We start from the raw sequence: 26,822 nt of genomic DNA, 5'->3' as shown, positions 1-26,822 counted from the left end.
AAGGCGTTTCACTTGCATAAATTCACATAGCAAACTATGTGTTAGAAACTAGTTTCTTTCTTTAATCTTTTAAAGACAAAGTAAGTCTATGTTTCTATGTGTTTAAATGTTTAATTTAATAATTCATTTTCATCTGAATTTAAAGCTCTTGAAATAATGTTCTCCGGAAGAGATTTCTTGGCTTTCGCTCCCATTTTTTTGAGTCTTTCGACACTTGTAATCAGGTTTCCTTTTCCTTCGACCAATTTATTCATGGCGCTTTCGTATTCTGTTTTGGTGTCTTTAATTTTATTTCCGATTCGGACTAAATCTGAAACAAAACCTTCAAATTTATCGTATAAAGCTCCTGCCTGTCTTGCAATTTCAAAAGCATTTTCCTGCTGTTTCTGGTTCGTCCACATGCTGTCAATTGTTCTTAAAGTTGCCAAAAGAGTACTTGGAGTTACAATAACAATATTTCGGTCGAAAGCTTTTGTGTATAAAGCAGGATCTTCATTTAAAGCAATCGCAAACGCAGGTTCCATCGGAATGAAAAGCAACACAAAATCCGGACTTTCCATTTGATACAAATCGTGGTAGTTTTTACTTCCAAGCTGTTCCACATGTCTTCTTATGGAATTAACATGTTCTTTTAAAAATTCAATTTTCAAAAGTTCAGACTCTTCGTTAATCCATTTTTCATAGGCAGCAAGTGATACTTTCGAATCGACAATCATTTTCTTTCCGTCCGGAAGATTAATGACAACATCGGGAAGAACCCGATTTCCTTCGCTATTCGTAAAACTCTGCTGTACTTCGTATTCTCTTCCTTTTTCTAAACCTGATTTTTCGAGAACGCGTTCCAAAACCAATTCGCCCCAATTTCCCTGCATTTTACTGTCGCCTTTTAATGCTTTGGTGAGGTTTAAGGTTTCTTTACTCATTTGCGCGTTCATTTCGCTTAAGCCCAAAATCTGCTGGCGGAGCGCGGCGTGGTAATCGATACTTTCTTTGTGCGTCTGATCTACTTTTTGTTCGAAAATGTGAATTTTATCCTGAAGTGGCAAAAGAATACTTTTCATATTCTCACTATTTTGCTCTGTAAACTTCGCCGATTTTTCTTCGAGAATTTTATTGGCTAAGTTTTCAAATTCTTTGGTGAATTTTTCCTGAAGTTCGTTGATTTCGCTTTTTTGTTCTTTATGGCGTTCCCATAAATTTTCAAAGTCAACTTCTTTTTTAGAAAGCTGAATAGCGAGACTATCTTTTTCTGTTCGAATGCTTTCCTTTTCTGAAACATGCAACTGCAATTGTTTCTGAAAATTATTTTTTTCATTTTCAAATTGGTCTTTCTGCATCTGCAATTGTGCATTCAAAGCATTCAGCCTTTCTTCAAAAATGCCTTTTTCTGATTGAGTTTTTGAACCGGAAAGTACTTTTCCTAAATATAACCCAATAAAAAGCGCTACAACAAAACCCAATAAAAATGGTAGATAATCTGACATAACTAAGTTTATTTTACGTAAAAGTACGCAATAATACGTAGTGCTTAGTTTTAAAAATAAAAATTTCACGAATTCATAATCAATCCAAACTAAACCAACATTTTACTGAGAAAAAAAAAAAAAAAAAATTACATCCTCACGCAACCTTTTTTTAAAAGCACTATCTACAAGATATAAACCTATTAAAATAAATTATGAAAAAATTAATGTTGAGCTTATTTGTAGCTTTTGGATTTAGTGCCTGTTCACTTAACAATGGAGATAGTTCTTACATGGATTGCGGTACTAATACCAATATAGAATTTACTGGATTTCCCCTTTTATGTAACTACACAGTAAAAAGCCCTCCATCAGTACCATCTGTTACTGTTGTGGCTACTGCAGAAAAAATGAATGACTTGTTTACAAAAACGGCTAGTAGCTGTCCTGTTGCAAGTGATCCTAATATCGATTTTACAAAACAATATTTAGTTGGAATTTTTGCAGGAACCAAAACAACTACTGGTTATGCAATTAAAATTACTTCGATTGTAGAAAACAACTGTCAGATTATCGTTAATTATTATGAAAAGTCTCCAGCTGTTGGTGAAACGGTAAGCCAAACTCCAACTAGCCCAATGGATTTTGTTTTAGTACCAAAAACAGCAAAAGGCTTTATATTTAATAAGACAAACGAAAATCCTGACAATATTGTCATTGGAAGTTTTTATAGTCAATGTGCTGGTGCAGATTGTCAAAAATTCTATCAAATTAATGATTACAACACTTTAAAATTCTTAAATGTTGCTGCTGGACAGTACGAATTTGGTCAATACAAATACACTCCGACAATTAAAAGAGGAGAATACACTTTACTTTTAAAAGAAGTTCCTAATGAAATTCTAGCTTTAAAAGGACAAACTAAAACGTATGGTACTCCAGACGCCGCAGATCAAGGTGGTGTTTATTTTGAATTACGCCAAGGTGCTGCTGTTACTAAAATTTACATTGATAACAACGACACCGACGATCAAAGTGCCGCAATAAAAACTTTCAAGAAAGTTATTCAAGATAAAATCACAAGTCTAAAATAATCCGATTATGAAACACTTTTTTATATCTTTTACTGTATTTTTTCTTTTTGCTAGTTTTAACACAGCAGATTCAAGCTCCATTATAAACACTTGGACTTGGGAAAAATCTGTTGGAGGGTCTAACAATCCTTATTTAGCGACACCAAAAACGATTGGTTTTACTAAAAAAGTAATCTTTACTCCTAATGGAAGAGTTATTACTTATAAAAACAACGTAGAAATTAGAAACAGCGCTTATCAGATAGAAAAAGGAATAGGTTATACTGATCAGGAAGAACACGACTTATTAACCTTTGAAGGCAAGACTTACGTGATAGAAAAACTTGATAATCAAAACCTAACGATTGTGAGTAACAATCAAGATGGTTCTAGAACTATATTTAAAAGATAGTTTTGTAAGCTATTTAAAACTATTTTTGCAAAATTAAATTTGAACCATTTCTTGAAAGACAATTTAGAAAAATACATCAAACTGTGCATAAAAAATGACAGAGAGGGACAACTGAAAATTTATCAGTTGTTCTCTCCTGTTTTGTATGGTATATGTTTGAAGTATATGAAAAATGAAGATGATGCTAAAGATGTTTTTCAGGAAGCTTTTGTAATTGTGTTTCAGAAAATAAGCCAATATAAATTTGAAGGAAGTTTTGAAGGATGGCTCAAACGGATTTTCATCAATAAACTGATAGAGACACTAAACAAAAAGAAAAAGGAGAGTTTCTTTTTAGATGTTTTTGATCCCGACACCGATTTTATTGAAGAAGAGGAATTAGAGGTGATTCCGATGGAACAGGAAAAACTTTTAGAATATATTCGGGATTTACCAGATCAATACAGGACCGTTTTTAACTTGTATGTTTTTGAAAAAATGAAACACAAAGAAATTGCCGAACTATTAAAAATCTCCGAAGGAACATCAAAATCAAATTTGAATCGCGCCAAACATATTTTACAAAAGCGAATTTTGAGCATAAAAAATTTTAAGACAGCATGAAGAAGCATAAAATAGAAGATATTTTTTCATCAATGGAAGACTTTTCGAGTGTTCCGCCTCCAGAATTGTGGGCACAAATTGAGGAAAAATTAGACAAACCTAAAAAGAAGAAGAGAGCTATTCTTTGGTGGTCGGCTGCTGCATGCTTATTATTAGGGTTACTTCTGCCTTCAATTTTACATTTTACTTCACTTGAAAATAAAAACTTTAATACAAACGGATCTGATACTAACAGTGTAGTTTTGGAAGAAAAAGCAAAAGATGCTTCTAAAAACAATAATGCTGGAAAAAATGAAAATACCAATGAAACAAAAGACGCTCTAAAAAATGTTTCACCATCTGAAAAACAATTAAATAGTTCTAATACCAAAGAAATTCAAGAACAAGAAACGGCTGTTGCAGTTGGTAATTCTAAAAACAAAACCAGCAAAACTGGTTCAGAATCTAAGATGCAGATGCCAAATAGTGCAAACACGCCAAATCAATCGCTTGCGATTCAAAATTACAATACATCTGAGAATCAATCTAAATCTGCCTCTTCTAAAAAATCGATCTTGGGGAATAGTAAACAAACTAATGCTAAAGGAATTTCAGAAGAACGAATTGTTTTTGGAAAAGAAAACAAATTTAATGCTAATGCTAAAAAACAGCTTTCCAATTCAATTTTTGAAGATTTATCTGGTGTAAAAAATAATAACAATATCGCTTTTTCAAAACAAAATAATACCGCAAACAATTCGGTATTTAAACAGAATTCAGCAAAAACACCTGCTGAAAATACCTCTACCGAACTGGCATACAAAACCAATTCGAAAGAGAATAATACTAAATTCAACAACAATGCTTTAAGCAAAGTAGATTCGATGCAGCTGGCAGAACTTCAAAATCTGGAGAAAGGCATTTTGACTCCTGAAGCTAAAAAGGAAGAAAAAGAGAAAAAAGATAAACTAATCGACAAAAAAGAAAAATGGGCTGTAGCTGTTTTTGCTGGTGTGGCTAGTTCTGAAAATACTAAAAACGAAAAAACACTTGGCAATACAGTAGATTCTAAACAATCTAATTCTTATGGTGTTAGAACAAAATACAACATCAATAAAAAATGGGCTGTAGGTTCTGGGCTAAAAATTAATGAATTGGGGCAAAGTGTTGCAAATGTCTCTTATGTAAGTGCAAAAAGCAATGCACTTTTTATTCCTGGTGCAACTTTGTCAAATGTGGCATCCTCACCTGTAGTAAGCCCTAATGCAGATTATCTTTTTGTGTCTAACAGTACAAAAGAAGCTTTGAAAAATGATAACAGCATACAAACTGGAAAATTAGATCAGAACTTACGATATATCGAAATGCCACTTGAAGTTTCTTATTCTATTTTCAACAGAAATAAAGCGAGCATTAACTTAAATACAGGAGGTTTTGTAGGGAAATTAATTTCGAACAATGTTGCTTTGGACGGACATTCTATTGGACAAAATGTAAGTGCAAATGATTATGTTTATGGCTCGACTCTAAGTAGTACCGTTCAATATCGTGTTTACAAAAAGACTAATGTATTTGTAGAACCGGCTATGAATTATTATATCAATCCGTTAAACAGTCAGTCTTTCAACCAGTTTCAATGGGGTTTAAATTTTGGTTTAAATGTTTCATTCTAAATTTAGTTTAGCGTAATTTTCTAGAAAAATTAATGCTTGCTTTTTATGAATGTTATTATTTCACCTTCTATTCCAACCGATTTAAAATTAGCAAAAGAAGCCGTTTTTGACAAAGCACATTTGGAGCTGACTAATCTTCAAAAAGAAGACGAAAGTGACCAATACAGTGCTTATCGTTTTCAATTCAACAACAGTAAAATCTGTTACAGAGAAGCTAAAATTACGCCAACCAAAACAGGTCAGTTTGTTACTTTATGGAAGCGAAATCAATCAGGAATAATTGAACCTTTTGATGATTCGGACCCAATTGATTTTGTAATTGTGAGTGTTCGAAAAGATTTAAACTGGGGACATTTTATATTTCCAAAAAATATACTCTTAGAGAAAAGCATTTTTTCAACTCCAAATAAAGAAGGAATACGAGCAACAAGAGTTTATCCGCCATGGGATGAAACTATGAGCAAACAAGCTCAAAAAACTCAAAAATGGCAATTAGATTATTTTATAATGCTTACTAATTCAAATGAAATTGATTTCAATCAATTGAAAAAAATCTTCGCATAGATTTTTAATAAAAAAGGCTTCCAAAATCTGGAAGCCTTTCTTTTACATTGAAATTATTTATTTCTTGATAATCTTATCTTTAAAAATAACCTTATTATTTTCTGAAACAGTATAGAAATAAACTCCCGAAGCTAGATTATGAACAGAAACTACTGCTGTACTGATTTCTGATTCATTTTTAACACTTATCGGAGTTCCAATTGCTCGTCCGTTAAAATCATACAATCTAATTTTCAAGTCTCTTCCTTGTGTCGTTTTTACATCAAAGCTTACAAAATCAGTTGCTGGATTTGGATACGCTTTTACATAATATTTGTTTTTTCCAAAATCAGGTGTAGAAAGCACATCTTGTTTCAATTCGAAACGGGCAATTACAGGTGCATGATCTGAAGTTGTGCTTGTATAGTTTGCAATGTCATTTCTTGGATCATAAACTTGAATCGAATTAGTTATATATTGATCTGACAATTCATTAGAAACAATGATATGATCTAAGAAACTAGGTGGAGTAAAATTTAAATAAGTAACGGCACCTAAGTGGCTAATGCCTAATGTCAATGGATTATAATTTGTAGTATCCTCCACATATTTTTCATATGACGAAGGTGTACTTACATTTCCTACCCACGCTTTTACATCATCATTTAGATCTCCTAACAGAATTAAATTTGAGTCTGCATATTGAGAATCTAAAGCATCTTTTAAATATTCAACATCATATTTACGTTGGTTATATTCTTTTATACTTGTACCACTATTGGCACGCGCATGAAGATCGATCAAAGTAATATCTTTTTTAAATCCTCCAATATTAGTTTCTAATTCCACTACATAAGGCAAACGTCCAGATGAGAAAAAACTGTTATCATTCACTTCAGGAGTATCTGTACCAGGATAATTAGGCAAAACTAAAGTATTGTCTAGAACTTGATCATAAATTTCTTTAAACAATACTTTTGTGCTTTTTACAGAAGTTGTTTGCGTATTATAAAGGACAACTAATTTCTGAGGCGGAAACTTTGGATCAGGAAGTCTCCATGAATAAGACCATGAAGAACAAATTACTTTATCAAAAGTTTTTCCGTTCACATTTATTTTTTGAATTAAAACATCAATTGAAGGATCATCTGAAACTTCTTGAAGAGCATAAACATCTGCATTCAATTTATTCATTACTTTGGCTACATTCTCAATTTGTAATGGATCATTTAGTGGACCAAATTCTTGTCCATTACTTCCCACTACATCTGTCCCAAAAAATGATACATTATAAGTCACTACATCAAAAGTATCTACTTTAGGCCAAGAAGAAGCTGTAAATGATCCTATTTGTTTATTTAACGAAGTTCCAGTAATAGTTAAAAGACCAGAAATTATTGGTTCTTTTGTTGTTGGCGCAAATCTTGCGTAAATTGTTTTTCCTACCTTGGCATCTGCAGAAGAAACTAATACGTTTGAAGCAAATGAAACATTATCTAATGATAGTTGATACGAAGCTGGAGCCTGAATCGTAATATCATCATAACCTGCTGCTGTAAAAACAAAAGATTGGCTCGCAGAAAACGTATTTTGGCTTACATCTCCAAAATCTAAAATTGGATTTGAGTCTACATATTTCGTTTCATTGGTAATTGCAAAATCATCAAAAGACCATTCTGCCGCATTGCCACTTCCACCAGAAGCTGTTTCATAAACCCAAGCTAAATAAATAGGGCTTGTTTTATAAGCGGTTAAATTTATGTATTCAGACTTTATATAGGTTTCTTTAATTATTGGAAAACGTCCATCAATCTGTGTCCACGTTGCTGTATTAGGCGCACTTACTCCATCATAATCTGTAGAGACCATTAATTTTAAAGAGGGACCATCATAATATTGACGAGAATAAAAAGATAATAACGGAATTTGTGTAAAACTATCTAAACGTAATTTTGGTGAAATCAGCCAGTCTTTACTAGCTCCAGAATCAGAAAAACCATTCATAAGAACTGCACCCGTTCCTGAATTTATATTTCTTGCTTGAGTAGTATGAGACCATTTGTTGGTTGGTCCAGCCTCATTGTATTGCGTCCATATATTCTTTAAAAGTACATTTGGATCATCAAAGTTTTGTATAAAAGGATTTATTCCATAAGCTGTTACAGTAACTGTTTTTGTTGCACCTCCAGTAGTTTCATGAGTGATTGAGCCCGTAAAACTGCCAATTGTAGCTGGAGTATATTTTACATAAACTGCTGGTGTTGCATTAGAAGCAAAATCAGCAGGAATGAATGTTAAAGAGGAGGAGAATGCAACCTTATCTTTTGAAATTAAAAAATCAGATTGAGCAGTTACCACAACATTCCCAGTAAGATTAGAAGCGCCTATTTGGTAACTTCTAATTACAGATTCATAATTTGGTTCAAAACCACCTAAATTTAATTCATCAACTGTTGTAGATATAGCAGGAGGAATAACACTTAATGTTGTAGCATCAACCTTATTTACTACTGTTTGAATATTCCCAACTTGATCTTCTGAAACAGAAAAAACAGAATAGGTTGTACCTAAACTTAAGTTTGAAAAAGTTTTTACATATTCCTGAGATGCATTTGTAATATCTAAAACTCCTGACTGTAAAGCTGAAGCTCCGTTTGAATCCTGACCCGCTTTTACTTGTACTGCCGTTGGTGCAGCACTTCCATTTGGAAGTAATACAAAATAGGTTTTTCCAATTTCATTTATTTTATTGATGAAATCAAAACCTTGCGCCAAGATATTATCTGTTTTTGGATAACCAGAAACATTAACTGGCGGATTTTGATCATTACTTTCTCTAACATCAATATTATCAATTGCAAATGATGGACGAGATCCTCCTCCTGAAACTTGTCTTGTAATCCATCTTATCTGAACTATTTCTTGATTGTTACATGCTGCAGGAAGCATTACCGTTATATGCTCACTTTGTAATGTGGCGCTTTCACTTGTTCGTGTAGTTGTATTATTTTGAAAATAAGTTCTATCCAATGTTATAAAGTTTCCTGTTTCACCCACTCGATATTGTAACGCCATTTCATTAATACGAGTATTTGTACCAGTACCATATGGATTACGAATTACCATTACATCATATTGCACCTCTATGTCAGTATTACCAGTAGTTTTTAAAGCCAGAGCTATACATTGATCAAGAAAATTCCCAGCATTTAAAAAACCAATTCTCTCATTAAAATTATAAATATTCCCCGATGCAGAAGTAGCTGAACCGCCAGCAGACATGGTTTTATCTGATAAAACTGTAGTAGTAAAAGATGAAGGTGTAGTTATAGCTGAGCTTGAAGGTGTACTTGCATTCCAGCCTTGTATCCCAACTGGATAATCTGCTGCCAAATCATTAAACTCTTGTCTATAGGGTAAAGTCTGTGGTGCTGGCATCGTCTGGGCAAAAAGATTTTCAGAAATACAGCAAAAAAAACATATAGAAGCCCAAAAAAGGCAAGATAAGTAAAGTTTTTTCATACGTTAAATAATAGAGTTTTTAGAAATCAAATTTATCTCCTTTAAAGTTAAGCCAATATTATAAAACCATAAACTTAACGGTCGATGTTTTATAAATATTACACAATAAACTTCAAGATTACCTTAAAGATAATAAAATAAAAACAACAAAAAACAAAATATTCAAAACATAATTCAAAAACAATCCAATCTTAACTCCTTTTTTTACAACCACTATGTTTCCTACAAATCATGAAGTTTCAACACAAAAAAAAGCAGTAAACTTTCGCTTACTGCTTCTTCATTAGTCATGTATTTATATAAAATATTATACCGCTGTATAACCTCCGTCGGCAATAATATAACTTCCTGTTGTAAATGATGATTTATCAGAATTTAAGAAAACTACCAATTCAGCAATTTCTTCGGCTGTTCCTAAACGATTCATTGCTGCTTTTGCTGCAACAGCATTCAGCATGTCTTTATTCAAATTGTCTTTTAAAAGAGCCGTTTCAATATAACCAGGCCCAACAGCATTACAACGAATGTTTTTCTGTGCATATTCTACTGCAATGTTTTTTGTCAAACCCACAACACCATGTTTACTTGCCGTATATGCTACGCTGTTTGGTGCTGCCACTTGTCCGTGAATAGAGGCAATATTAACAATGCTTCCTCCCCCGTTTTTTTCCATTTGTTCCAATTGGTATCGACAAGCATAAAAAACACCGCTCAAATTCAAAGCAATTACTTTATCCCAAGCTTCAGGCTCATATTCTCCGGTTGGTTTTGCAGGCCCTCCCATTCCGGCATTGTTGCAGGCAATATCAAGTCGGCCGTATTTTGAAACTACAACCTCAACCATACGTTTGTTGTCACTTGCACTAGACGAATCCCCTTTTACGAAAAAAGCTTCTCCGCCCTTTTCTTTTATAATTTTTACGGTTTCTTCACCGTGTTCAACGTTTATATCAGATACTACTACTTTTGCTCCTTCTCGAGCGTAGGCTTCTGCCACTGCGCGTCCAATTCCAGAACCGCCACCTGATACAAAAGCTACTTTATTTTCTAAAAGTGCCATTTTATATATGTTTTTAAATTCATACCTTAAATTTACGAAGATATCCAAGCATATTCAAGGTTTGACAAGAGTTTAGAATAACATTAACGCTTAGCGCTAATGTTATGTTATTTGATATTAAAATGACCTTTGTTTACTGAAAATTTCGTATTATTATTACTCGCTTTCATCCAATTTCATATTGCCTCTGTCCTTATGACTTTCAGGGTTTGAATTCGGATATCGATTTGGAGTTATATCAGAATTGCGGTCTTTGTTTTCTACTGTTTTTTTTGCTTCTTCATCTGTAGTAACCCCTCGGTTTGAATTTGGATTATCTGATGTTGTATTTGAAAGTTTGGTCTTGATATCTTCATTCTCGTTTCGTGCACGATCTACTATTTTTTTATTTCCATCAGCATCAGTTACTACTTCTTTGTTCAGTTTAGAATCTTTCAGTTCTTTGTCGTGAGAAACATTTTTTCCTTTAGATTCATCAATATTTTTCTGAGTACCGTTGATTTTTTTCGTTCCTAAATTATTTGTTTCCATGGCTTTATTTCGTTTACATTATACATCACTAATATTACGAATTCCAACTATGAAAAAATTATTATTTCGTAATTATTTTCTTTCATAATTACCATCTACTTTTTTTTTATTTATTACCTTTATTCGATACAACTTAACAACCTTACTTATGAGTTTCTTCAAAATCAAAACGAGCTGGTCTAATGCCGAATTTATTCTTATTAAACTTTGTATGGCTTCTGCCTATATTTTAATCGGAAGTTATTTTCATGATTTTTTCGACAATTATTATGCTATTTTAATTGTCATTTTTATTATTACTGTGATTTGGTTTGTTTATCAATGGCTAAAAAAAATGAAATCCCATTCAGACTTACCATACTAAATGTTCGTTTTTTATTTTATGAAAGAACTATCTTTGCAAAAAATTAAAAATGCACCGACACTTCATTCTTTTTAAACCTTACGGCTATTTGAGCCAATTTATTTATGAATTAAAAAGAAAGAAAAAGCTTTTGGGCGAGTTACACGATTTTCCGGAAGGGACAATGGCAATTGGAAGATTAGACGAAGATTCCGAAGGCCTGCTCCTCCTGACTACCGATGGAAATATGAGTGAACTTGTGCGAAGTAAAAAAGTCGACAAAGAATATTACGTTCAGGTTGACGGACTAATTACGCCCGAAGCGATAGAACAATTGCAAAAAGGTGTCGAAATTGGTCTTGATGGAGGCAAATACAAAACCAAACCCTGCAAAGCTTTCATCGTAAACGAAATTCCTGATTTTGGGGTAAGAGCTAAAAAAATCCGAGACGAACGTCATGGTCCAACTTCGTGGGCTTCGATTACAGTTAGAGAAGGAAAATTTCGCCAAGTTAGAAAAATGACCGCTGCGGTCGGTTTTCCAACCTTACGTTTGGTTCGTGTACGAATAGGAAATGTATATTTGCAAAACTTAAAAGCGGGAGAAGTACTTGAAGTTTCCGATTTTCAATTAGATAATTAGAAAATGTGTCAATTTGATATTTTTTGTAAACTCATAACTTTTAACCCTTAACTCATAACTTTAAAAAGAAAATGCTAAACGTAGTTCTCGTAGAACCTGAAATACCAAATAATACCGGAAACATTGGAAGATTGTGTGTGGGTACAGAAAGCCGACTTCATTTAATTCATCCTTTCGGATTTGTCATTAATGATAAAAACTTAAAACGTTCCGGATTGGATTATTGGGTACATCTTGATGTTACAGAATATCAAAACGTTGAAGAATGGATTGCACAGATTCCGGATCAGTCTCGTGTATTTTTAATGAGTTCGCATTCTGAAAAATCATATTTGGAAAATGAATTTCAGGATGGCGACTGGTTGGTTTTCGGAAAAGAAAGCGTTGGTCTAAGCAAAGAATTTATGGCGAGATTCAAAAATCATTTGACAATTCCGATGTCACCGCTGATTCGTTCTTTTAATATTGCGAATTCTGTGGCTTTTGTGGTTGGTGAGGCGAAAAGACAAATTGGATTGAAGAAATAGTTACTGAGCTCCTGCAAGGTTTTCCAAACCTTGTAGGTATATTATTTTTAATCCAAATCTAAAATTTAAGCCTACAAGGTTTGGAAAACCTTGCAGGAAGCGTCGAAATCAATTGACAATAAACTTCCCCTTTTCTGCATCAAAAATAATATGTTCATCTTTGAACAAATTATTAAAACTGCCATTCGAAATTAAATTACATGGCTGATCCTGTACAATACTTTCCGGTGTCATAATAATCATTTCGTCACTTAACTGAATTGCCAAATCAATATCGTGTGTTGAGAACAAAATACACTTTTGAGTTTCGTGTGTTAATTTCTTCAATAATTTAAACAAAGAAACTTTATGCAATAAATCCAAATGCGTTGTAGGTTCATCTAAAATAATCAGTGGCGTATCTTGTGCCAAAGCTCTTGCAATTAAGACTTTCTGTAATTGTCCGTCACTAATTTGAAAATGTTTTTTTGAAGCTAAGTGTTCTATTTGGGTTAATTGCATTGCTTCCTGAACTTTTACAACATCTTCATTAGACAATTTATCAACCCAATTAGTATAAGGCTGACGACCCAACGCAACTAATTCGAAAACCGAAAGACTACTTGGAGGCAGTTTTTCTGTTAAAACTAAACTTAAATTTTGCGCCAGTTCCAAAGGTTTATAATGTGAAATCTCTTTTTCATTCAAATAAACATTTCCTGATAAAGGTTTTTGAATTCCTGTTATAGTCCGAAGTAAAGTCGATTTTCCAATTCCGTTTGCTCCTATTAAAGTAATCAGTTTTCCTGAATCCAGATTTAAGTTCAGATCTTTGGCAATGGTCGTCACACCTTTCTTGGATTTATATCCGATATTTAAATTTGATGTATTTAAGATACTTCTAATCATTGTGGTTATTTTTTAAACACATAGAAACATAGTTTTTTTCCTTTTTCTGAGAGTTGATTTGAAAATTTACTAGTAAATTAACACATAGCTTTTGAGCTTAAATCTTTGGGAGTAATTTGTAATATTCATTTACGAATGTTTTTTGACCTTCTTTGAAAATATTAAAACAATTAAAATTAATCAAAATACCTTTTGGCGCTTTTAAGAGTTTCATATAAGTCATTAACTGTGCTTCACAAATAGGATTTAGTTCTAATGTTGCTTTCAATTCTACGACTAAGCAATTTTCGATAAACAAATCACATTTTAAATTAGCATTTAATTCTTTATCCCTATAAATCAAGGGCACATTCATTTCTGTGACAAAATTTATTTTCCTGTAACTCAATTCTTCTTTTAAACATTCATGATAAACACTTTCGAGTAATCCTCTTCCAATAGCTTTATGTACTTGTATGCATGCTCCTATAACATTGAAAGTCAATTCATCTAAATATTTCTGAGTAATCATTATCTTAATTTTTAAAAGAACATGTTCCATTTTCGCAAAGTCTATGTTTTAATTTACTAGTAAATTTTCAAATCAACTTTCAAAAAAAAAATAGAAATCTATGTTTCTATGTGTTTAAAAAACTAAGATACTAAAATTTTGTAATCTTTTACTGAAAATTCCTTTTCCTTACTAAAAGCCAAATTACAACCGGAGCACCAATAATAGACGTTATCGCATTTATTGGAAGCGTAACCTCAAATCCTGGCATTTGCGAAACAATATCGCAAAACAACATTATAATCGAACCAAAAAATAAAGTACTCCAAAATAATACTGTGTGATTACTGGTTTGAAAAGTCAGTTTGGCAATATGAGGAACCGCTAATCCAATAAAAGCTATCGGGCCTGCAAATGCCGTAATCGCTCCAGATAATATACTCGTTGCAAATATGATTACCAATCTAGCCTGCTTAAAGTTTAAACCCATGCTTTTTGCATAATTTTCTCCAAGAAGCAAAGCATTTAAAGGCTTTATACTTTTGGCACTTAAAAGCAAACCGATTGTGACACAAGTTGTCAAAATGCCAATCGTTGGCCATGAAAGATTCCCTAGACTTCCCATTGACCAGAAAGTGAATTTCTGAAGCTGTTCAGCTGTGCTGAAATAAGTCAGAACGCTTACAATCGCTGTGGTGAAACTTCCAAACATTAATCCCACAATCAGAATGGCCATCGTGTCACGCAATCTTTGTGAAACTACTAAAACCAAAAGTAAAACTAATGTACTTCCGGCTGTAGAGGCTAAAACAATTCCGTAAGAAGACAAGGCTATCACACTTAAAAAAGAAGGCAAAAATCCTGCTCCTAAAATCACAAAAGCAACTCCTAAACTTGCTCCCGAACTCAATCCTAAAACATAAGGTCCGGCAAGCGGATTTCTAAATAAAGTCTGCATCAAAAGTCCGCTGATTGAAAGACCCGTTCCAACCAAAACTGCCGTAATGGCTTTTGGCAGGCGATAATTTATAATAATATATTCCCAGGTCGATTTTGTCGCATGCCCTCCAGTCAAACTAGTAAAAACATCTTTTACAGGAATCATAACAGAACCTAAACTAATGCTTGCGAAAAACATCAGCAAAAGCCCCAACGCCAAAATGACAAATAAAATGGTATTTCGTTTTTTATTCGCCAATTTAGTTCAGTTTTGATGCGAAAGTAAACTCGTAACCCGATAATAAATCAGGGTGAAAAATTTTAATATAATCCTTTAAAACTAAATCAGGACGGCTTGGAGCCAATTCGTAATAAACTGTACCACCAGTTGCTCCCAATTTACCTTCAAAATTATAAACCGTTTTATTTTTAAAAGCATCAAACTCTCCATAATGCGGATTTGCCTTCTGTAATTCTTCTAAACTTTTGAAGGAACCTGAAGCAATCCAGACATTTGCATCTTTGGCTTTGTCTAAAACCTTTTCAAAAGACAAACCTTCACTTCCACTTCCTTTTAAATCTGACCATAAATAATTGGCTTTTGCATCTTTCATAAACTCCGCAACCCAGCTGTTTCCTTTGGCCACATACCAAACATCTTCGTACATCGAGCCATATAAAACTTTTGAAGTTGCAGGTTTATCAACCACCATTTTTTTTGCCTGATTATAGCTTTGGACAATTTTATCAAAAAGTTCTTTTGCCTGTTCTTCTTTACCAAATAAAGCACCGTAAAGTTTAATCCATTCTGCTTTTCCAAGAGGAGATTGTTCCATCCAGTCGCCTTGGATTAAAACATTTAATCCGCTTTTTTTCAGATTATCCAACATTGGATTGTTGTTATCCACTCCAAAAGTGACAATCAAATCCGGAGATAATTCTATTAATTGTTCGATATTTAGTTTTTCATTTTGTCCAACGTTTTTCACAGAACCTTTATCAATTAAGGCTCTCGTTTTTTCTGAAGAAATATAATCGGTGTGAGGAAAACCAACCAATTTATTTTCTACTTCCAACATTTCTAAAAACGGAATATTAGTTGTCGAAGTAACCACAACAGAGGCTAACGGAACCTGAATTGTAGTATAACCTTGAAGACTATCCGGTACTTTTCCGTCTTTTTCTTTTAGAATGTATTTGAAATCTTTATTGGCATTTGGCCATGGATTTGAGACAGTTACAACTGAATAATCATCATATTTCACGATCGAAAGTCCGCTCGCGTATTCAATACTGTTTTTTGCAGTTTCAGTTTTTACAGTTTCTAGATTTTCATTCTTCTTACATCCTGTCAGGATAAAAAAAGAAGCTATAAAAATCATTTTCGGTACTAAATGTCTCATATTTTATGTTTTGGATGGTGACAAAGGTAAAGTATTTTCTATTTTTTTTGTTTACCTTTATTCTTACAAATTTAAACAATTGTATCTTTACAACATGAATACCACAAAAATGAAAATTTGCTCTAGCTGTGAATCTCAGTTCAGCTGTGGAGATATATCTGTAGAAAAAAAATGCTGGTGCAACGACTACCCGCCCATTTTTTCTCTTTCTGAAGGAGGGGATTGCCTTTGTCCGACCTGTTTTAAAGAAGCCTGCGAAGACAAAATTGATGCCTATGTAGAAACCATAAATCCGTCAAACGCTCCTAAAAACAAAGCGACTTCTTTACCCAAAACAAACACTTTAATTGAAGGCATTGATTATTATATCGAAAATGGAAATATGGTTTTTAAAACCTGGTACCATTTAAAAAGAGGAACCTGCTGTGGAAATAACTGCCGACATTGCCCTTATTAAAAAGTTATGAGTTAAAAGTTATGAGTTAAAAGTTGAAAAACTCTTTGTTACTTTGTATTATAAACTCACATAACTCTTAACTCACAACTTATAACCTTTCAAAAAAAAATGATTTACCTAATAACCGGCGGTGAACGCTCTGGAAAAAGCAGTTATGCACAAAACTTGGCTTTAACACTTTCAGATAATCCAATATATGTCGCGACAGCCAGAAAATGGGATTCTGATTTTCAAAACCGAATTGACAGACATCAACAGGAAAGAGACGAACGCTGGATTAATATTGAGGAAGAAAAGTTTTTAAGCAAAATTGATTTCTCCGGAAAAACAGCTTTAATTGACTGCGTTACACTTTGGCTTACTAATTTTTTTGTGGACACTAAAAATGATGTTCAGCTAAGTTTAGAAGAGGCAAAAAAAGAATTTCTTGCCATTGCCAATCAAAAAAACACCAATATCATTATTGTAACAAACGAAATCGGAATGGGAGTTCACGCCGAAACTCACATCGGAAGAAAATTTGTAGAACTGCAAGGCTGGATGAATCAATTTTTAGCATCAAATGCAGATGAAGTTGTTTTGATGGTTTCCGGAATTCCGGTCAAGATTAAAGGTTAAATTCCAATCCTCAAAAGGAAATTCCAAAATTAAAATTCCAAATTCCAACACTATACTTTATCTTTACTAGAATCTTTCCATCTGCAGATTTGGAATTTGGAACTTAAAAAAATTGGATTTTTATAATGAGTAATCTAGACGACATACTAAAATCACGCCGTGACACCCGACATTTCACCACCGACGAAGTTCCTGATGAAGTAATTCAGAAAGCTTTACAGGCGGGACATTGGGCGCCATCTGTTGGACTTACTGATGCGACTAGATATTTTCTCATCAAATCTAATGAAGTTAAAACCTCGATTAAAAAGCTGTTTTTAGATTACAACAAAAAAGCAGCTGAACTTACCGATAACGAAGAGCAAAAAGAATTGTATAATTCACTAAAACTGGAAGCTATTGAAGAAGCACCTATTGGACTCATAATTGCTTACGATCGTTCGGTTTTGAATCAATTTACCATTGGGACTATTGGCAGTAACGAAGCCGTAAAATTCAGTTCCGTTTGTGCAGCGCAGAACATCTGGCTTTCGCTGACAGAACAAGGTTACGGCATGGGCTGGGTTTCGATTCTAAATTATTATCAATTTAAAAAAATCCTCGATTTACCAGAAAACATTGAGCCGCTTGGTTATTTCTGTATCGGAAAACCAGCAACGAATTATAACAACCAGCCAATGTTACAGCAATTGCATTGGAAACAAAAATCGGAAGCCCCAATCTGCAAAGAGATTTCGGAAATTCATAAAATAAACATTCCTGATTTTGAGCCAAACGTAAAAACTGAAAACGACAACAAAATTGATTTCCACAAGGTTTTACAAGAAAAAATAGATTCTAAAACAAAACCTGTTGGTTCGTTGGGAACTTTAGAAACACTAGCTTTTCAAATGGCGAATGTTTTTGAAACTTTAAATCCAAAAATCGCAAATCCAAATATTGTTGTTTTTGCCGCTGATCACGGAATTGCCAATCATGGCGTAAGCGATTATCCGCAGGATGTGACACGCCAAATGGTCAACAATTTTCTGGACGGCGGAGCGGCAATAAATGTTTTTTGCAAACAAAATGATATCAAATTATCAATTGTTGATGCTGGAGTAAATTATGATTTCCCAACAAATACAAAATTAATAGATTGTAAAATTGCTAAAGGAACTCAATCGTTTCTGCATGTTCCAGCTATGAGCGAAACTGAAGTGCAATTGTGTTTTGAAAAAGGAAAATCTATAGTCGAAACTATTTCAAAATCAGGTTCAAATTGTATTGGTTTTGGTGAAATGGGAATTGGCAATACTTCAACGGCTTCTGTTTTAATGAGTCTTTTAACTGATTTCCCTCTTGAAGAATGCGTGGGAAAAGGAACTGGAGTTTCAGACGAAAAATTAATTCAAAAGCAAAATATCCTCAAAAAAGCTATTGATAATTATTCCGGTCAAGCCGATTTACTATCACAGCTTTCTTATTTTGGCGGTTTTGAAATTCTTCAGATGGCAGGTGGAATGCTTTCTGCTTTCAAAAATAAAATGCTGATTTTGGTTGATGGTTTCATTTGTACGGTTGTTTTTTTAATTGCTTCTAAAATTAATCCGAATATTAAAAACAATGCTGTTTTCTGTCACTGCTCTGCTGAAAAAGCACATATAAAACTGCTTGAATACCTTGAAGCTAAACCTATTCTAAATCTTGATTTACGCTTAGGCGAAGGAACTGGTTGTGCCGTTACTTTTCCGATTTTAAAGTCGGCTGAAGCTTTTTTGAATGAAATGGCTAGTTTTGAGAGCGCGGGAATAAGTAGGAAATAAACTCCATGTTTGTCATTTCGACTGAAAGGAGAAATCGCACTAGAAACTCCACAAAGTTTATCTCCAATCTTTGTCGAATCCCGTGTGTGATTTCTCCTTTCAGTCGAAATGACAAAAACAAACTAAAATTTAATTTATTAATGAAAAAAGAACTACACATCTTCTTCACCTGTTTAATGTTTTACACCCGAATCCCATGTCCAAAAAACATTACACACCATCCTGATTATTTAAATAAAGCCACAAGATATTTTCCTTTTATTGGATGGATTGTGGGAAGCATTTCTTTTATCATTTATTCTGTATTTGCTCTGTTTCTTTCTACAGAAACGGCCGTTATTTTTTCAATTGTCATTTCAGTTCTTACAACAGGAGCTTTTCATGAAGATGGTTTTGCAGATGTGTGCGACGGTTTTGGCGGAGGCTGGACTAAGGAAAAAATCCTAATGATTATGAAAGACAGTGCAATTGGCGCGTATGGTGCAATTGGATTGGTTTTACTTTTTCTATTAAAATTCAAACTGCTTTCAGAATCTATTTTGTTGTTTCAAGTTTATGATTCGATGGCAATATTCAAAATTTGGCTCTTGTTTATTTCTGTGCACTCTTTAAGTCGTTTAGCAGCAATCAGTATCATTTTTACTCATGAATATTCTCGCGAAGATGCTTCGAGCAAAAGCAAACCTATTGCGAAACAATTCACATGGAAAGAAATTTTTGGATCTTTCTTTTTTGGATTGGTTCCTTTACTTGTATTTTCTTATTTTGATCCTAAAGTTCTATTTGCAGTTATTCCAGTTTTCATAACAAGATATTTTTTAGCAAGATATTTCCAAAAATGGATTGATGGTTATACTGGAGATTGTCTTGGTGCCACACAACAGGTTTGTGAAGTTATATTTTACCTAAGTATTTTATTTTTATGGAAATTTATCTAGTCCGTCATACTGAAACGATTTGCGAAAAGGGAATCTGCTACGGACAATCGGATGTTAATATTTTGGAACCTTTTGATGAAATTTTCAGCAAAATTGTTTCCGAATTGCCTTCAGAAGCCTTGATTTTTTCTAGTCCATTAAAACGCTGCGTGATTTTAGCTAAACATATTCAAGAAAATATAAAGGTAATTTCTTATCAGGAAGACAAACGTTTGATGGAAATGAATTTTGGCGACTGGGAGCTAAAAAACTGGAATGAAATTCCGCCAGAAGAACTCAATCCGTGGATGGAAGATTTTGTCAATATTAAAGCTACAAATGGCGAATCTTTCACGGAATTACACAAAAGAGTTGGTGATTTTTTATCTGATAAAATCTCAAAAACGGAACATCCAATTATCCTTGTGGCTCATGCCGGAATCATCAGAAGCATATTATGTCATCAAACTTCATTACCTTTAAAGGAAGCATTTCAGAATAAAGTAGATTTTGGACAAGTTATAAGAATTGAATTATAAATCCCTCATTTGTTTCACTTTTAGGGCTAAATAGTGAAACAAATTTGAATAATCTGTATTTTTAACTTTATCTTTGCAGCAAATTAAGGTTGTGTTTTGATAAACACATTAAAAGGGAATCAAGTAAAATCTTGAGCTGTACCCGCAACTGTAAGCTAAGTTCTTAAACGAACGCTTGTTGTAAACTGCAAAACCACTGTCACGCCCTGCGTGATGGGAAGGAAAACAACAAGACGCAAGCCAGGAGACCTGCCTTTATAACCAAATTATCGAACTCTCGGGAAAAAGAGTGAAGAAATTATGACTATAAAATTAAAGGTTGCTTTTTGTTTTCTATTGTTGTGCCAGCTTATTTCGGCGCAAAAAGATTCTATTACCAGTCTCAAAGAAGTCTACGTTTCGGACAAAAACTTAAAAAAATATTCTTCTACACAATCTGTTTTAAAGCTTACTGATTCTATTATTAATAAAAATGAAGCTTTACTAACTGATTTATTAAACTTTAATTCTACTTTATATTTTAAAGAATACGGTCGTGGCATGCTTTCTACTGTATCATTTAGAGGAACAACTTCTTCACAAACTGCTGTAATCTGGAACGGAATTAATATTAATTCACAAATGAACGGAAGCACTGACTTCAATACTATTTCAGGCTCTGATTATAATTCTGTTAGTATAAAAGCAGGTGGAGGAAGTGTTATTTATGGAAGCGGGGCAATTGGCGGAACCGTTCACCTAAATAACGATCTGTTATTTATTAATAGTTTTGAAAATAATTTAAAGCTGGATTACGGGAGTTTTAATACTATTGGAATTAATTACAAAACTTCTATTTCAAATAAAAAATGGAGTACACAAATTGGTTTTTCTAAAAACAGCTCCACAAACGATTATAAATATTTAGATCGATACACTTGGAGAGGCGAACAGCGCTGGAATCAAAATGGAAAGTACGACATTATTACTTTAAATGCGAATGTGGGATATAAAATAAACGACAACCATATTGTAAAGCTTTATAGCCAAACCTCCAATACCGATAGAAATACTTCTCTAATTACAGAGACAGATACAAAAAGCAAATACATTAATGGTTTTAATCGAAATTTATTAGAATATGATGGTAATTTCGGGAAACTAAAAACCAATTTTAAAACGGCTTATATTTTTGAGAACTATCAGTATTTCTCAAACATTAACTCTAAAAATTATACCTACGGAAAAACCGAGAACCTGATTACAAAATTAGATTTAGATTATACTTTATTTAAATCTACTCAAATTAACGGAATTGTAGATTACAGCAGAACAAATGGTTATGGAAGTGGCTTTGGAAGCCATGTACGCGAAATAAGTTCTGCCTCTTTATTAGTTAAACAAGACCTTGGTTCAAATTGGAAAAATGAACTTGGAATTAGAAAAGAATTTACAGACAATTACAAATCGCCACTTTTGTTCAATTTTGGATCTTCATATAAATTCAGTGATTTATACAACTTAAAATTAAATATTTCTAGGAACTTCAGAATTCCTACTTATAATGATTTGTACTGGGAAACAGGTGGAAATCCTGACTTAAAACCAGAAAGTTCTTATCAGGCAGAAATTGGAAATGTATTCACATTCAAAAATATTACTTGGACGCAGCATTTTTATTATATCAAAATAAAAGACATGTTACAGTGGGTTCCAGGACCAGGCGGTCTTTGGTCTCCTCAAAATCAGGATAAAGTAAATAGTTACGGAACAGAAACTTTACTCAACTGGAAAAAAAGTTACGGCAAGAATAATTTTGCCCTAACTGCCACATATGCTTATACTATCTCTGAGGACGATAAGACTAAAAAACAGATTTTCTTTGTTCCATTTCATAAAGCTACGGGAGCTGTTTCTTATTCACGAAATAAAATAAACGCTTATTATCAGGTTCTATACAATGGTTTTGTGTATACAACTGCAGATAATAATGCTGATGATATTGTAAACGACTACACAATTTCAAACATTGGAATCGATTATGATTTTAAATTTTTAGATTCTTCCAAACTAGGTTTTCAGGTTTTAAATGTCTTTAATAAAAATTATGAAAGCTTAGAAAACAGACCAATGCCTGGGCGCAATTTTAATATGTATATAACCTTAAAATTTTAATATATGAAATTCAGTAAATTACTTTTAATAGCTTTAAGCATTTCGTTGTTTGCTTCTTGTTCCAGCGATGACGACGATACTCCAAAAGGTGCTTATGACAATGGTTTTTTTATTTTGAATGAAGGAAGCAAAAGCTTAGGAACTATTTCTTTCTCAAGCAATGACTTAACTTCTTTCACTAAAAATGTTTACGAAAAAGAAAACGGTACTGATGCAGTTGGAGGATACTTACAAAATATCTTTTTTAGCGGAGACAGAGCTTACATCATTGCTGGTGGATCTAATGTAATTAATGTTGTAAATCGCTACACATTTAAGTTAATTGCAAAAATCGATTCTGGCCTTGTTGCTCCTAGATATGGTGTTGTAAAAGATGGAAAAGCGTATGTAATAAATGCTGGCGAATATTCATATGAAAATCCAGCAACTGGAGATACAGATGATTACATTGCAGTAATCAACCTATCTAACAACACTGTAGAATCTAAAGTAGCTTTAAACTCAACTGCAAACAGAGTTATTGAGGAAAATGGAAAACTTTATATTACAGATGCATACAATGATAAACTTTTAATTTACAATATTGCTTCAAAAGCTCTTGAAACTCCTGTAACAATTGGGTATGATGGAGATTCTATTGAAGAAGAAGACGGAGTAATCTTTATTTTAAGAAAACCTTATGGAGGTGCCGGCGAAATTGTAAAAGTTAAAATATCTGATAAATCTATTTCTCGTATTGCACTTCCTTCTAGTATAGGAGATGCTGGTTTCATGGATATTGAAGACGACAAAGTGTATTATACCGCTTCAAATTCAGTTTATTCAATTAGCACAACTGCAACAACAGCTGCCACTGCTGCTTTATTCGCTTCAGATGCAAGTTATGTATATGGTTTTACTGTAAAGGATAACCGTATTTATATTGCAGATGCTAAATTTGGTGCAGACAGTAAAGCTTTTATCTACAACTTGTCTGGAGTTTTACAAAAAGAATTAGTTACTGGAGCTGGATCAAACGGTTTCTACTTCAACGATTAATATTTCCTTTTAGAAAATTAGATTCTATTTGTTTTGGGACTAAAAAGGCTTTCATTTCTGAAAGCCTTTTTAGTTATTTAGAATTTAATTTAAAAACCTTTTGGTGCATTTTTAATGTACATACCGTGTTTCAAACCATTAATAATTTTAGAATCTGTCAGATAAGGATGATTTGGTTCTGAACTATTATCTTGAATTGTTTTAGCTGTTGCACCAGTAATTTTCGAAATCGCCAAGTTCAACAACGGCTCAGATGCATCTCCTAAAACCCCAAAAGTTGATATCCTTTCAAGTTGTTCATACGTTGGTTTTAAACCTTGCGTATAATCTCCAAAATTAACCGAATTTGTAATTTTTAAAACCAGAGGCTGCATCGCATACTTATGATTTGGATTAACATTTCTCTTCGTCAAAGTTTCAGAATCATAAACCGTAAACGAACCTACGTTTTTACCTGTAGTAGTTTCTCCAATCTGAACTACTTTAATATAAGGCGTTAATCCGTTAATGATTAATTCACTTGCAGATGCTGTACTTGCTGTTGTAAGAATATAAACCGTAGTCAGATTTAAACTGTTTAAGTTTTTGACAAATCTTACATTCAGACCTTCTAAATCTGCATCAGACAAACCTTGCATTTGTTTGGCATTAAACGTCATTTTTGAAAAAATCTGTGTATCAAACTGTCCCGTAATCATACTGGCAAGTTTAGCTGCAGAACTTACTGCTCCTCCTCCGTTATAACGAAGATCTAGAACTAAATCTGTTGCTCCTTGTGCTTTTAATTCCCCAAAAGCTTGATTTAACTTATCATCATATTCATCATAAAAGCCATTGTACATCAAATAACCAATTTTATGGCTTCCAGAAGTTATTACTTTATTGATAAAAATTGGATTTTCTTCTAAAATAGTTTTAGTTAAAGCCACCGATTTTCCGTTTAAAACAAAAGTAGTTCCATTATAATCTGCCAAATTCAAAGTATAACTATCCTGATTTAATAACAATGCCTGATAATTAGAAGTGGTTAATTTAGTTCCGTTTACACTTGTAAATATATCACCGCGTTTAATCGCTTTTGTAGAAGCATCAGAATTTGGAATAATATAACGAACATAACCAAACACTTCATTTGATCCAGACTCAACGAGGCTTAGTCTAAAATCAACGCCATTGTTTTTTGTGATACCACTTAGTTCCTGTTCTAAAACTGTATAATCATCCACAATCCAGCTGAAACGATCAACAGCGGTTCCACTAGGATATTTACTTACTGGTTTATACAATAGATCCTCAAACAAATTTTCTGGTTTAGAATATCCTCTCAAAAAAGAATTAAAATCAGATTTTAGATTACGGCCATCAGCCAGATTAGGAACATCTGCCTGCCATAAATAAACTTCATTCAGACCTCTCCAGATAAAACTATTAATCTGGACATCTGCCGGAGCTGCAACATCATCATTATCTTCACAGGAGTGTAAAGAAAAAGCTAGCAAAAAAAGAAAAAGGATACTTTTTAAAGGTGTTTTCATATCGTATTGGTTTCTATAATAGAATAAACGTAAAAGTAGTATCTTTAGTTTTAGCTTTATAAAAAAGCAGTATTTTTTTTACGTAAAAAAATATTTAGTTTTTGCTGTAACAAATAGAATTGTGCCTCGTCTTGACTATATAAGCTAACGATTAACCATCAGTTTAATGAACCAGACAGTATTTATAGAATTAGTAAATCCTTTTAAAGACAAAGTTTTTCGTCTGGCAAAAAGGCTGCTTACCAGCACTGAAGAAGCCGAAGATGCGACTCAAGAGGTAATGGTTAAATTATGGAACAAAAAAGAGAATCTGGAAAGTTACAATAGTGTTGAGGCTTTGGCTATGACCATGACTAAAAATTATTGTCTGGATCAGTTAAAATCTAAAAGAGCTAGTAATTTGCAAATTGTGCATAATAATTTCACAGATCGCGAACCGAGATTAGATAAAAAAATTGAAGATGAAGACAGCTTAGAATGGGTCGAAAAAATTATAAATCAAATGCCGGAACAATTACAGCTGTTAATTCAGCTTCGGGATGTTGAACAATATGAATTTGAAGAAATAGCCAAAATCGTCAATATGAACGAAACCGCGATACGGGTTGCCCTTTCGAGAGCAAGAAAAAAAATTAGAGAATCAATGATTAATACACACCTTTATGGAACTAAATAAAATAGAAGATATATTAGAAAAATACTTTCAGGGAGAAACTTCTATTGCTGAAGAAAATCAATTAAAAGAATACTTTTCTTCATCAAATGTTGCGCAGCATTTGGAGCAATACAAACCTATGTTTGGTTATTTCTCTTTAGCAAAAGAACAGAAATCGACGTATGAGATTCCACTACAATCTAAAAAACGTAACGTAGCGTGGTTATCGATTGCAGCTTCAGCTGTTGTTTTGCTGGGAATTGGAACTTACTTTTTTGTCAGCGAAAAAAACGATACTACTGCAGTAGCTTCACAGACAGAATTAGGAACTTACGATGATCCCCAAGAAGCTTTAAAAGCGACTCAAAAAGCTTTGGCTTTATTATCAAACAATGTTAATGTAGGTATTGAAAGTGTACAATACATTAAAGAATATGAAGAATCAAAAAACAGAATTTTTAAACAGTAATTAAAATCAAACAAAATGAAAAATTTCATCATAACATTAGTTTTAGCATTCGCAACAACTACTTTCTACGCCCAAGGTGCTTTTGACAAATTTGACGGTCAAGACGATGTTACCTCTGTAATTGTAAACAAAAAAATGTTCGATTTAATGAGTAAAGTAAAAGTGGATGCTTCTGATAAAGAAACACAACAATACATTTCACTTATCAAAAAACTGGATTACCTAAAAGTGTTTACCACTAAAAACCCAAAGATCGAAGCCGATATGAAAGCTTCAGCAGATAAATATATCAAAACTGCAGGTCTTGAAGAATTAATGAGAGTAAATGACAGTGGTAAAAATGTCAAAATAATGGTAAAATCTGGTGCAACCGATACTCAAATTAAAGAATTATTGATGTTTGTTGATGGTGCAAAAAATGACGAAACTGTACTATTATCTCTTACAGGTAATTTTGACTTAAACGAAATCTCAGTATTGACAGATAAAATGCAGCTTCCTGGAGGTACTGATCTTAAAAAAGCTTCTAAAGGCAAAAAATAA

The 26,822-nt window shown here is 33.1% G+C and carries 27 protein-coding genes and 1 riboswitch; of the genes, 18 read left to right on the top strand and 9 right to left on the bottom strand.

Annotation, left to right across the window (positions count from 1 at the left end; translation table 11 throughout):
- Positions 1 to 110: 110 nt before the first annotated feature.
- The gene (rmuC, locus tag BM289_RS21410) at positions 111 to 1,484 is read right to left on the bottom strand and encodes a DNA recombination protein RmuC (protein ID WP_091497417.1); all 1,374 of its coding nucleotides are present in this window, start codon (positions 1,482 to 1,484) and stop codon (positions 111 to 113) included.
- 194 nt (positions 1,485 to 1,678) lie between these two features.
- On the opposite strand from rmuC, the gene BM289_RS21405 reads away from it, so the two are divergent.
- The 5 genes from BM289_RS21405 to BM289_RS21385 are packed head-to-tail and all read left to right on the top strand — an operon-like array spanning position 1,679 to position 5,767.
- On the top strand, positions 1,679 to 2,557 hold the full coding sequence (locus BM289_RS21405; protein ID WP_091497415.1) for a protease complex subunit PrcB family protein: 879 nt from the start codon (positions 1,679 to 1,681) through the stop codon (positions 2,555 to 2,557).
- 7 nt (positions 2,558 to 2,564) lie between these two features.
- Positions 2,565 to 2,948, top strand: a complete 384-nt coding sequence (locus BM289_RS21400; RefSeq protein WP_091497412.1) for a hypothetical protein — start codon at positions 2,565 to 2,567, stop codon at positions 2,946 to 2,948.
- Between the two features lie 51 nt (positions 2,949 to 2,999).
- Positions 3,000 to 3,551, top strand: a complete 552-nt coding sequence (locus BM289_RS21395; protein WP_091497409.1) for an RNA polymerase sigma factor — start codon at positions 3,000 to 3,002, stop codon at positions 3,549 to 3,551.
- The gene (locus BM289_RS21390) at positions 3,548 to 5,203 is read left to right on the top strand and encodes a hypothetical protein (RefSeq protein ID WP_091497406.1); all 1,656 of its coding nucleotides are present in this window, start codon (positions 3,548 to 3,550) and stop codon (positions 5,201 to 5,203) included. Before BM289_RS21395 ends, BM289_RS21390 begins: the two co-directional genes overlap by 4 nt.
- 45 nt (positions 5,204 to 5,248) lie before the next feature.
- The gene (locus BM289_RS21385; RefSeq protein WP_091497403.1) at positions 5,249 to 5,767 is read left to right on the top strand and encodes a MepB family protein; all 519 of its coding nucleotides are present in this window, start codon (positions 5,249 to 5,251) and stop codon (positions 5,765 to 5,767) included.
- A gap of 57 nt (positions 5,768 to 5,824) precedes the next feature.
- Here BM289_RS21385 and BM289_RS21380 read toward each other — a convergent pair whose 3' ends face one another.
- The 3 genes from BM289_RS21380 to BM289_RS21370 form a co-directional block, all read right to left on the bottom strand.
- On the bottom strand, positions 5,825 to 9,268 hold the full coding sequence (locus BM289_RS21380; RefSeq protein ID WP_091497400.1) for a T9SS-dependent choice-of-anchor J family protein: 3,444 nt from the start codon (positions 9,266 to 9,268) through the stop codon (positions 5,825 to 5,827).
- A gap of 307 nt (positions 9,269 to 9,575) precedes the next feature.
- Complete coding sequence (locus BM289_RS21375; RefSeq protein WP_091497398.1) at positions 9,576 to 10,328, bottom strand: SDR family NAD(P)-dependent oxidoreductase; 753 nt, start codon at positions 10,326 to 10,328, stop codon at positions 9,576 to 9,578.
- A 156-nt stretch (positions 10,329 to 10,484) separates the two neighbouring features.
- A complete protein-coding gene (locus tag BM289_RS21370; RefSeq protein WP_091497395.1) occupies positions 10,485 to 10,859 on the bottom strand; it encodes a hypothetical protein in 375 nt (124 codons plus the stop codon).
- A gap of 148 nt (positions 10,860 to 11,007) precedes the next feature.
- Between BM289_RS21370 and BM289_RS21365 the strand changes: the two genes are divergently transcribed.
- From BM289_RS21365 to BM289_RS21355, 3 genes are all read left to right on the top strand, one after another.
- Positions 11,008 to 11,223, top strand: coding sequence for a hypothetical protein (locus BM289_RS21365; RefSeq protein ID WP_091497393.1), 216 nt, complete (start codon positions 11,008 to 11,010; stop codon positions 11,221 to 11,223).
- A gap of 49 nt (positions 11,224 to 11,272) precedes the next feature.
- The gene (locus BM289_RS21360) at positions 11,273 to 11,845 is read left to right on the top strand and encodes a pseudouridine synthase (protein ID WP_091497390.1); all 573 of its coding nucleotides are present in this window, start codon (positions 11,273 to 11,275) and stop codon (positions 11,843 to 11,845) included.
- Positions 11,846 to 11,916: 71 nt separating this feature from the next.
- Complete coding sequence (locus BM289_RS21355; protein ID WP_091497387.1) at positions 11,917 to 12,372, top strand: tRNA (cytidine(34)-2'-O)-methyltransferase; 456 nt, start codon at positions 11,917 to 11,919, stop codon at positions 12,370 to 12,372.
- Between the two features lie 108 nt (positions 12,373 to 12,480).
- Here BM289_RS21355 and BM289_RS21350 read toward each other — a convergent pair whose 3' ends face one another.
- The 4 genes from BM289_RS21350 to BM289_RS21335 all read right to left on the bottom strand — a co-directional run bounded on the left by BM289_RS21350 (position 12,481) and on the right by BM289_RS21335 (position 16,092).
- Positions 12,481 to 13,257, bottom strand: coding sequence for an ABC transporter ATP-binding protein (locus BM289_RS21350; RefSeq protein WP_167365479.1), 777 nt, complete (start codon positions 13,255 to 13,257; stop codon positions 12,481 to 12,483).
- A 100-nt stretch (positions 13,258 to 13,357) separates the two neighbouring features.
- Entirely contained in the window at positions 13,358 to 13,771 is a 414-nt protein-coding gene (locus BM289_RS21345) for a GxxExxY protein (RefSeq protein WP_208610272.1), read from the bottom strand.
- Positions 13,772 to 13,919: 148 nt separating this feature from the next.
- Entirely contained in the window at positions 13,920 to 14,948 is a 1,029-nt protein-coding gene (locus BM289_RS21340) for a FecCD family ABC transporter permease (protein ID WP_091497381.1), read from the bottom strand.
- 1 nt (position 14,949) lies between these two features.
- Entirely contained in the window at positions 14,950 to 16,092 is a 1,143-nt protein-coding gene (locus tag BM289_RS21335) for an ABC transporter substrate-binding protein (RefSeq protein WP_091497379.1), read from the bottom strand.
- 109 nt (positions 16,093 to 16,201) lie between these two features.
- Here BM289_RS21335 and BM289_RS21330 point away from each other — a divergent pair, with 109 nt between their 5' ends.
- From BM289_RS21330 to BM289_RS21300, 7 genes are all read left to right on the top strand, one after another.
- On the top strand, positions 16,202 to 16,549 hold the full coding sequence (locus tag BM289_RS21330; RefSeq protein ID WP_317043583.1) for a C1orf53 family protein: 348 nt from the start codon (positions 16,202 to 16,204) through the stop codon (positions 16,547 to 16,549).
- A gap of 108 nt (positions 16,550 to 16,657) precedes the next feature.
- Positions 16,658 to 17,167 carry a bifunctional adenosylcobinamide kinase/adenosylcobinamide-phosphate guanylyltransferase gene (gene cobU, locus BM289_RS21325; RefSeq protein WP_091497376.1) on the top strand — a complete coding sequence of 170 codons (510 nt, stop codon included), beginning with the start codon at positions 16,658 to 16,660 and terminating at the stop codon, positions 17,165 to 17,167.
- A 125-nt stretch (positions 17,168 to 17,292) separates the two neighbouring features.
- A complete protein-coding gene (cobT, locus tag BM289_RS21320; protein ID WP_091497374.1) occupies positions 17,293 to 18,972 on the top strand; it encodes a nicotinate-nucleotide--dimethylbenzimidazole phosphoribosyltransferase in 1,680 nt (559 codons plus the stop codon).
- Between the two features lie 140 nt (positions 18,973 to 19,112).
- Entirely contained in the window at positions 19,113 to 19,910 is a 798-nt protein-coding gene (locus tag BM289_RS21315) for an adenosylcobinamide-GDP ribazoletransferase (protein ID WP_091497533.1), read from the top strand.
- A complete protein-coding gene (gene cobC, locus BM289_RS21310) occupies positions 19,895 to 20,428 on the top strand; it encodes an alpha-ribazole phosphatase (RefSeq protein WP_091497371.1) in 534 nt (177 codons plus the stop codon). Before BM289_RS21315 ends, cobC begins: the two co-directional genes overlap by 16 nt.
- A 69-nt stretch (positions 20,429 to 20,497) precedes the next feature.
- Positions 20,498 to 20,699: riboswitch (cobalamin riboswitch) on the top strand.
- Between the two features lie 29 nt (positions 20,700 to 20,728).
- A complete protein-coding gene (locus BM289_RS21305; RefSeq protein ID WP_091497370.1) occupies positions 20,729 to 22,582 on the top strand; it encodes a TonB-dependent receptor plug domain-containing protein in 1,854 nt (617 codons plus the stop codon).
- Positions 22,583 to 22,585: 3 nt separating this feature from the next.
- Positions 22,586 to 23,620 (top strand): DUF5074 domain-containing protein, encoded by a 1,035-nt coding sequence (locus tag BM289_RS21300; RefSeq protein WP_091497367.1) that lies wholly within the window; start codon positions 22,586 to 22,588, stop codon positions 23,618 to 23,620.
- Positions 23,621 to 23,709: 89 nt separating this feature from the next.
- Here BM289_RS21300 and BM289_RS21295 read toward each other — a convergent pair whose 3' ends face one another.
- Positions 23,710 to 25,155 carry a S41 family peptidase gene (locus BM289_RS21295; RefSeq protein ID WP_091497365.1) on the bottom strand — a complete coding sequence of 482 codons (1,446 nt, stop codon included), beginning with the start codon at positions 25,153 to 25,155 and terminating at the stop codon, positions 23,710 to 23,712.
- A gap of 166 nt (positions 25,156 to 25,321) precedes the next feature.
- Between BM289_RS21295 and BM289_RS21290 the strand changes: the two genes are divergently transcribed.
- Genes BM289_RS21290 through BM289_RS21280 form a run of 3 tightly spaced genes read left to right on the top strand, consistent with a single transcriptional unit; the run spans position 25,322 to position 26,822 of the window.
- Positions 25,322 to 25,831 (top strand): RNA polymerase sigma factor, encoded by a 510-nt coding sequence (locus BM289_RS21290; protein WP_091497362.1) that lies wholly within the window; start codon positions 25,322 to 25,324, stop codon positions 25,829 to 25,831.
- Complete coding sequence (locus BM289_RS21285) at positions 25,818 to 26,279, top strand: hypothetical protein (protein ID WP_091497360.1); 462 nt, start codon at positions 25,818 to 25,820, stop codon at positions 26,277 to 26,279. Before BM289_RS21290 ends, BM289_RS21285 begins: the two co-directional genes overlap by 14 nt.
- A 15-nt stretch (positions 26,280 to 26,294) precedes the next feature.
- The gene (locus BM289_RS21280) at positions 26,295 to 26,822 is read left to right on the top strand and encodes a DUF4252 domain-containing protein (protein WP_091497357.1); all 528 of its coding nucleotides are present in this window, start codon (positions 26,295 to 26,297) and stop codon (positions 26,820 to 26,822) included.

Origin of the sequence: Flavobacterium phragmitis, assembly GCF_900112575.1 — a bacterium.
In the GTDB taxonomy this organism is placed as follows: Bacteria; Bacteroidota; Bacteroidia; order Flavobacteriales; family Flavobacteriaceae; genus Flavobacterium; species Flavobacterium phragmitis.
This window is presented reverse-complemented; position numbering and strand designations above follow the sequence as displayed.

Bases quoted from the DNA above. Each gene is read 5' to 3' on its own strand.
- rmuC (WP_091497417.1), bottom strand. From the start codon at position 1,484: ATGTCAGATTATCTACCATTTTTATTGGGTTTTGTTGTAGCGCTTTTT.
- BM289_RS21405 (WP_091497415.1), top strand. From the start codon at position 1,679: ATGAAAAAATTAATGTTGAGCTTATTTGTAGCTTTTGGATTTAGTGCC.
- BM289_RS21400 (WP_091497412.1), top strand. From the start codon at position 2,565: ATGAAACACTTTTTTATATCTTTTACTGTATTTTTTCTTTTTGCTAGT.
- BM289_RS21390 (WP_091497406.1), top strand. From the start codon at position 3,548: ATGAAGAAGCATAAAATAGAAGATATTTTTTCATCAATGGAAGACTTT.
- BM289_RS21385 (WP_091497403.1), top strand. From the start codon at position 5,249: ATGAATGTTATTATTTCACCTTCTATTCCAACCGATTTAAAATTAGCA.
- BM289_RS21380 (WP_091497400.1), bottom strand. From the start codon at position 9,268: ATGAAAAAACTTTACTTATCTTGCCTTTTTTGGGCTTCTATATGTTTT.
- BM289_RS21375 (WP_091497398.1), bottom strand. From the start codon at position 10,328: ATGGCACTTTTAGAAAATAAAGTAGCTTTTGTATCAGGTGGCGGTTCT.
- BM289_RS21370 (WP_091497395.1), bottom strand. From the start codon at position 10,859: ATGGAAACAAATAATTTAGGAACGAAAAAAATCAACGGTACTCAGAAA.
- BM289_RS21365 (WP_091497393.1), top strand. From the start codon at position 11,008: ATGAGTTTCTTCAAAATCAAAACGAGCTGGTCTAATGCCGAATTTATT.
- BM289_RS21360 (WP_091497390.1), top strand. From the start codon at position 11,273: ATGCACCGACACTTCATTCTTTTTAAACCTTACGGCTATTTGAGCCAA.
- BM289_RS21355 (WP_091497387.1), top strand. From the start codon at position 11,917: ATGCTAAACGTAGTTCTCGTAGAACCTGAAATACCAAATAATACCGGA.
- BM289_RS21345 (WP_208610272.1), bottom strand. From the start codon at position 13,771: ATGATTACTCAGAAATATTTAGATGAATTGACTTTCAATGTTATAGGA.
- BM289_RS21335 (WP_091497379.1), bottom strand. From the start codon at position 16,092: ATGAGACATTTAGTACCGAAAATGATTTTTATAGCTTCTTTTTTTATC.
- BM289_RS21330 (WP_317043583.1), top strand. From the start codon at position 16,202: ATGAAAATTTGCTCTAGCTGTGAATCTCAGTTCAGCTGTGGAGATATA.
- cobU (WP_091497376.1), top strand. From the start codon at position 16,658: ATGATTTACCTAATAACCGGCGGTGAACGCTCTGGAAAAAGCAGTTAT.
- cobT (WP_091497374.1), top strand. From the start codon at position 17,293: ATGAGTAATCTAGACGACATACTAAAATCACGCCGTGACACCCGACAT.
- BM289_RS21315 (WP_091497533.1), top strand. From the start codon at position 19,113: ATGAAAAAAGAACTACACATCTTCTTCACCTGTTTAATGTTTTACACC.
- cobC (WP_091497371.1), top strand. From the start codon at position 19,895: ATGGAAATTTATCTAGTCCGTCATACTGAAACGATTTGCGAAAAGGGA.
- BM289_RS21305 (WP_091497370.1), top strand. From the start codon at position 20,729: ATGACTATAAAATTAAAGGTTGCTTTTTGTTTTCTATTGTTGTGCCAG.
- BM289_RS21300 (WP_091497367.1), top strand. From the start codon at position 22,586: ATGAAATTCAGTAAATTACTTTTAATAGCTTTAAGCATTTCGTTGTTT.
- BM289_RS21295 (WP_091497365.1), bottom strand. From the start codon at position 25,155: ATGAAAACACCTTTAAAAAGTATCCTTTTTCTTTTTTTGCTAGCTTTT.
- BM289_RS21290 (WP_091497362.1), top strand. From the start codon at position 25,322: ATGAACCAGACAGTATTTATAGAATTAGTAAATCCTTTTAAAGACAAA.
- BM289_RS21285 (WP_091497360.1), top strand. From the start codon at position 25,818: ATGGAACTAAATAAAATAGAAGATATATTAGAAAAATACTTTCAGGGA.
- BM289_RS21280 (WP_091497357.1), top strand. From the start codon at position 26,295: ATGAAAAATTTCATCATAACATTAGTTTTAGCATTCGCAACAACTACT.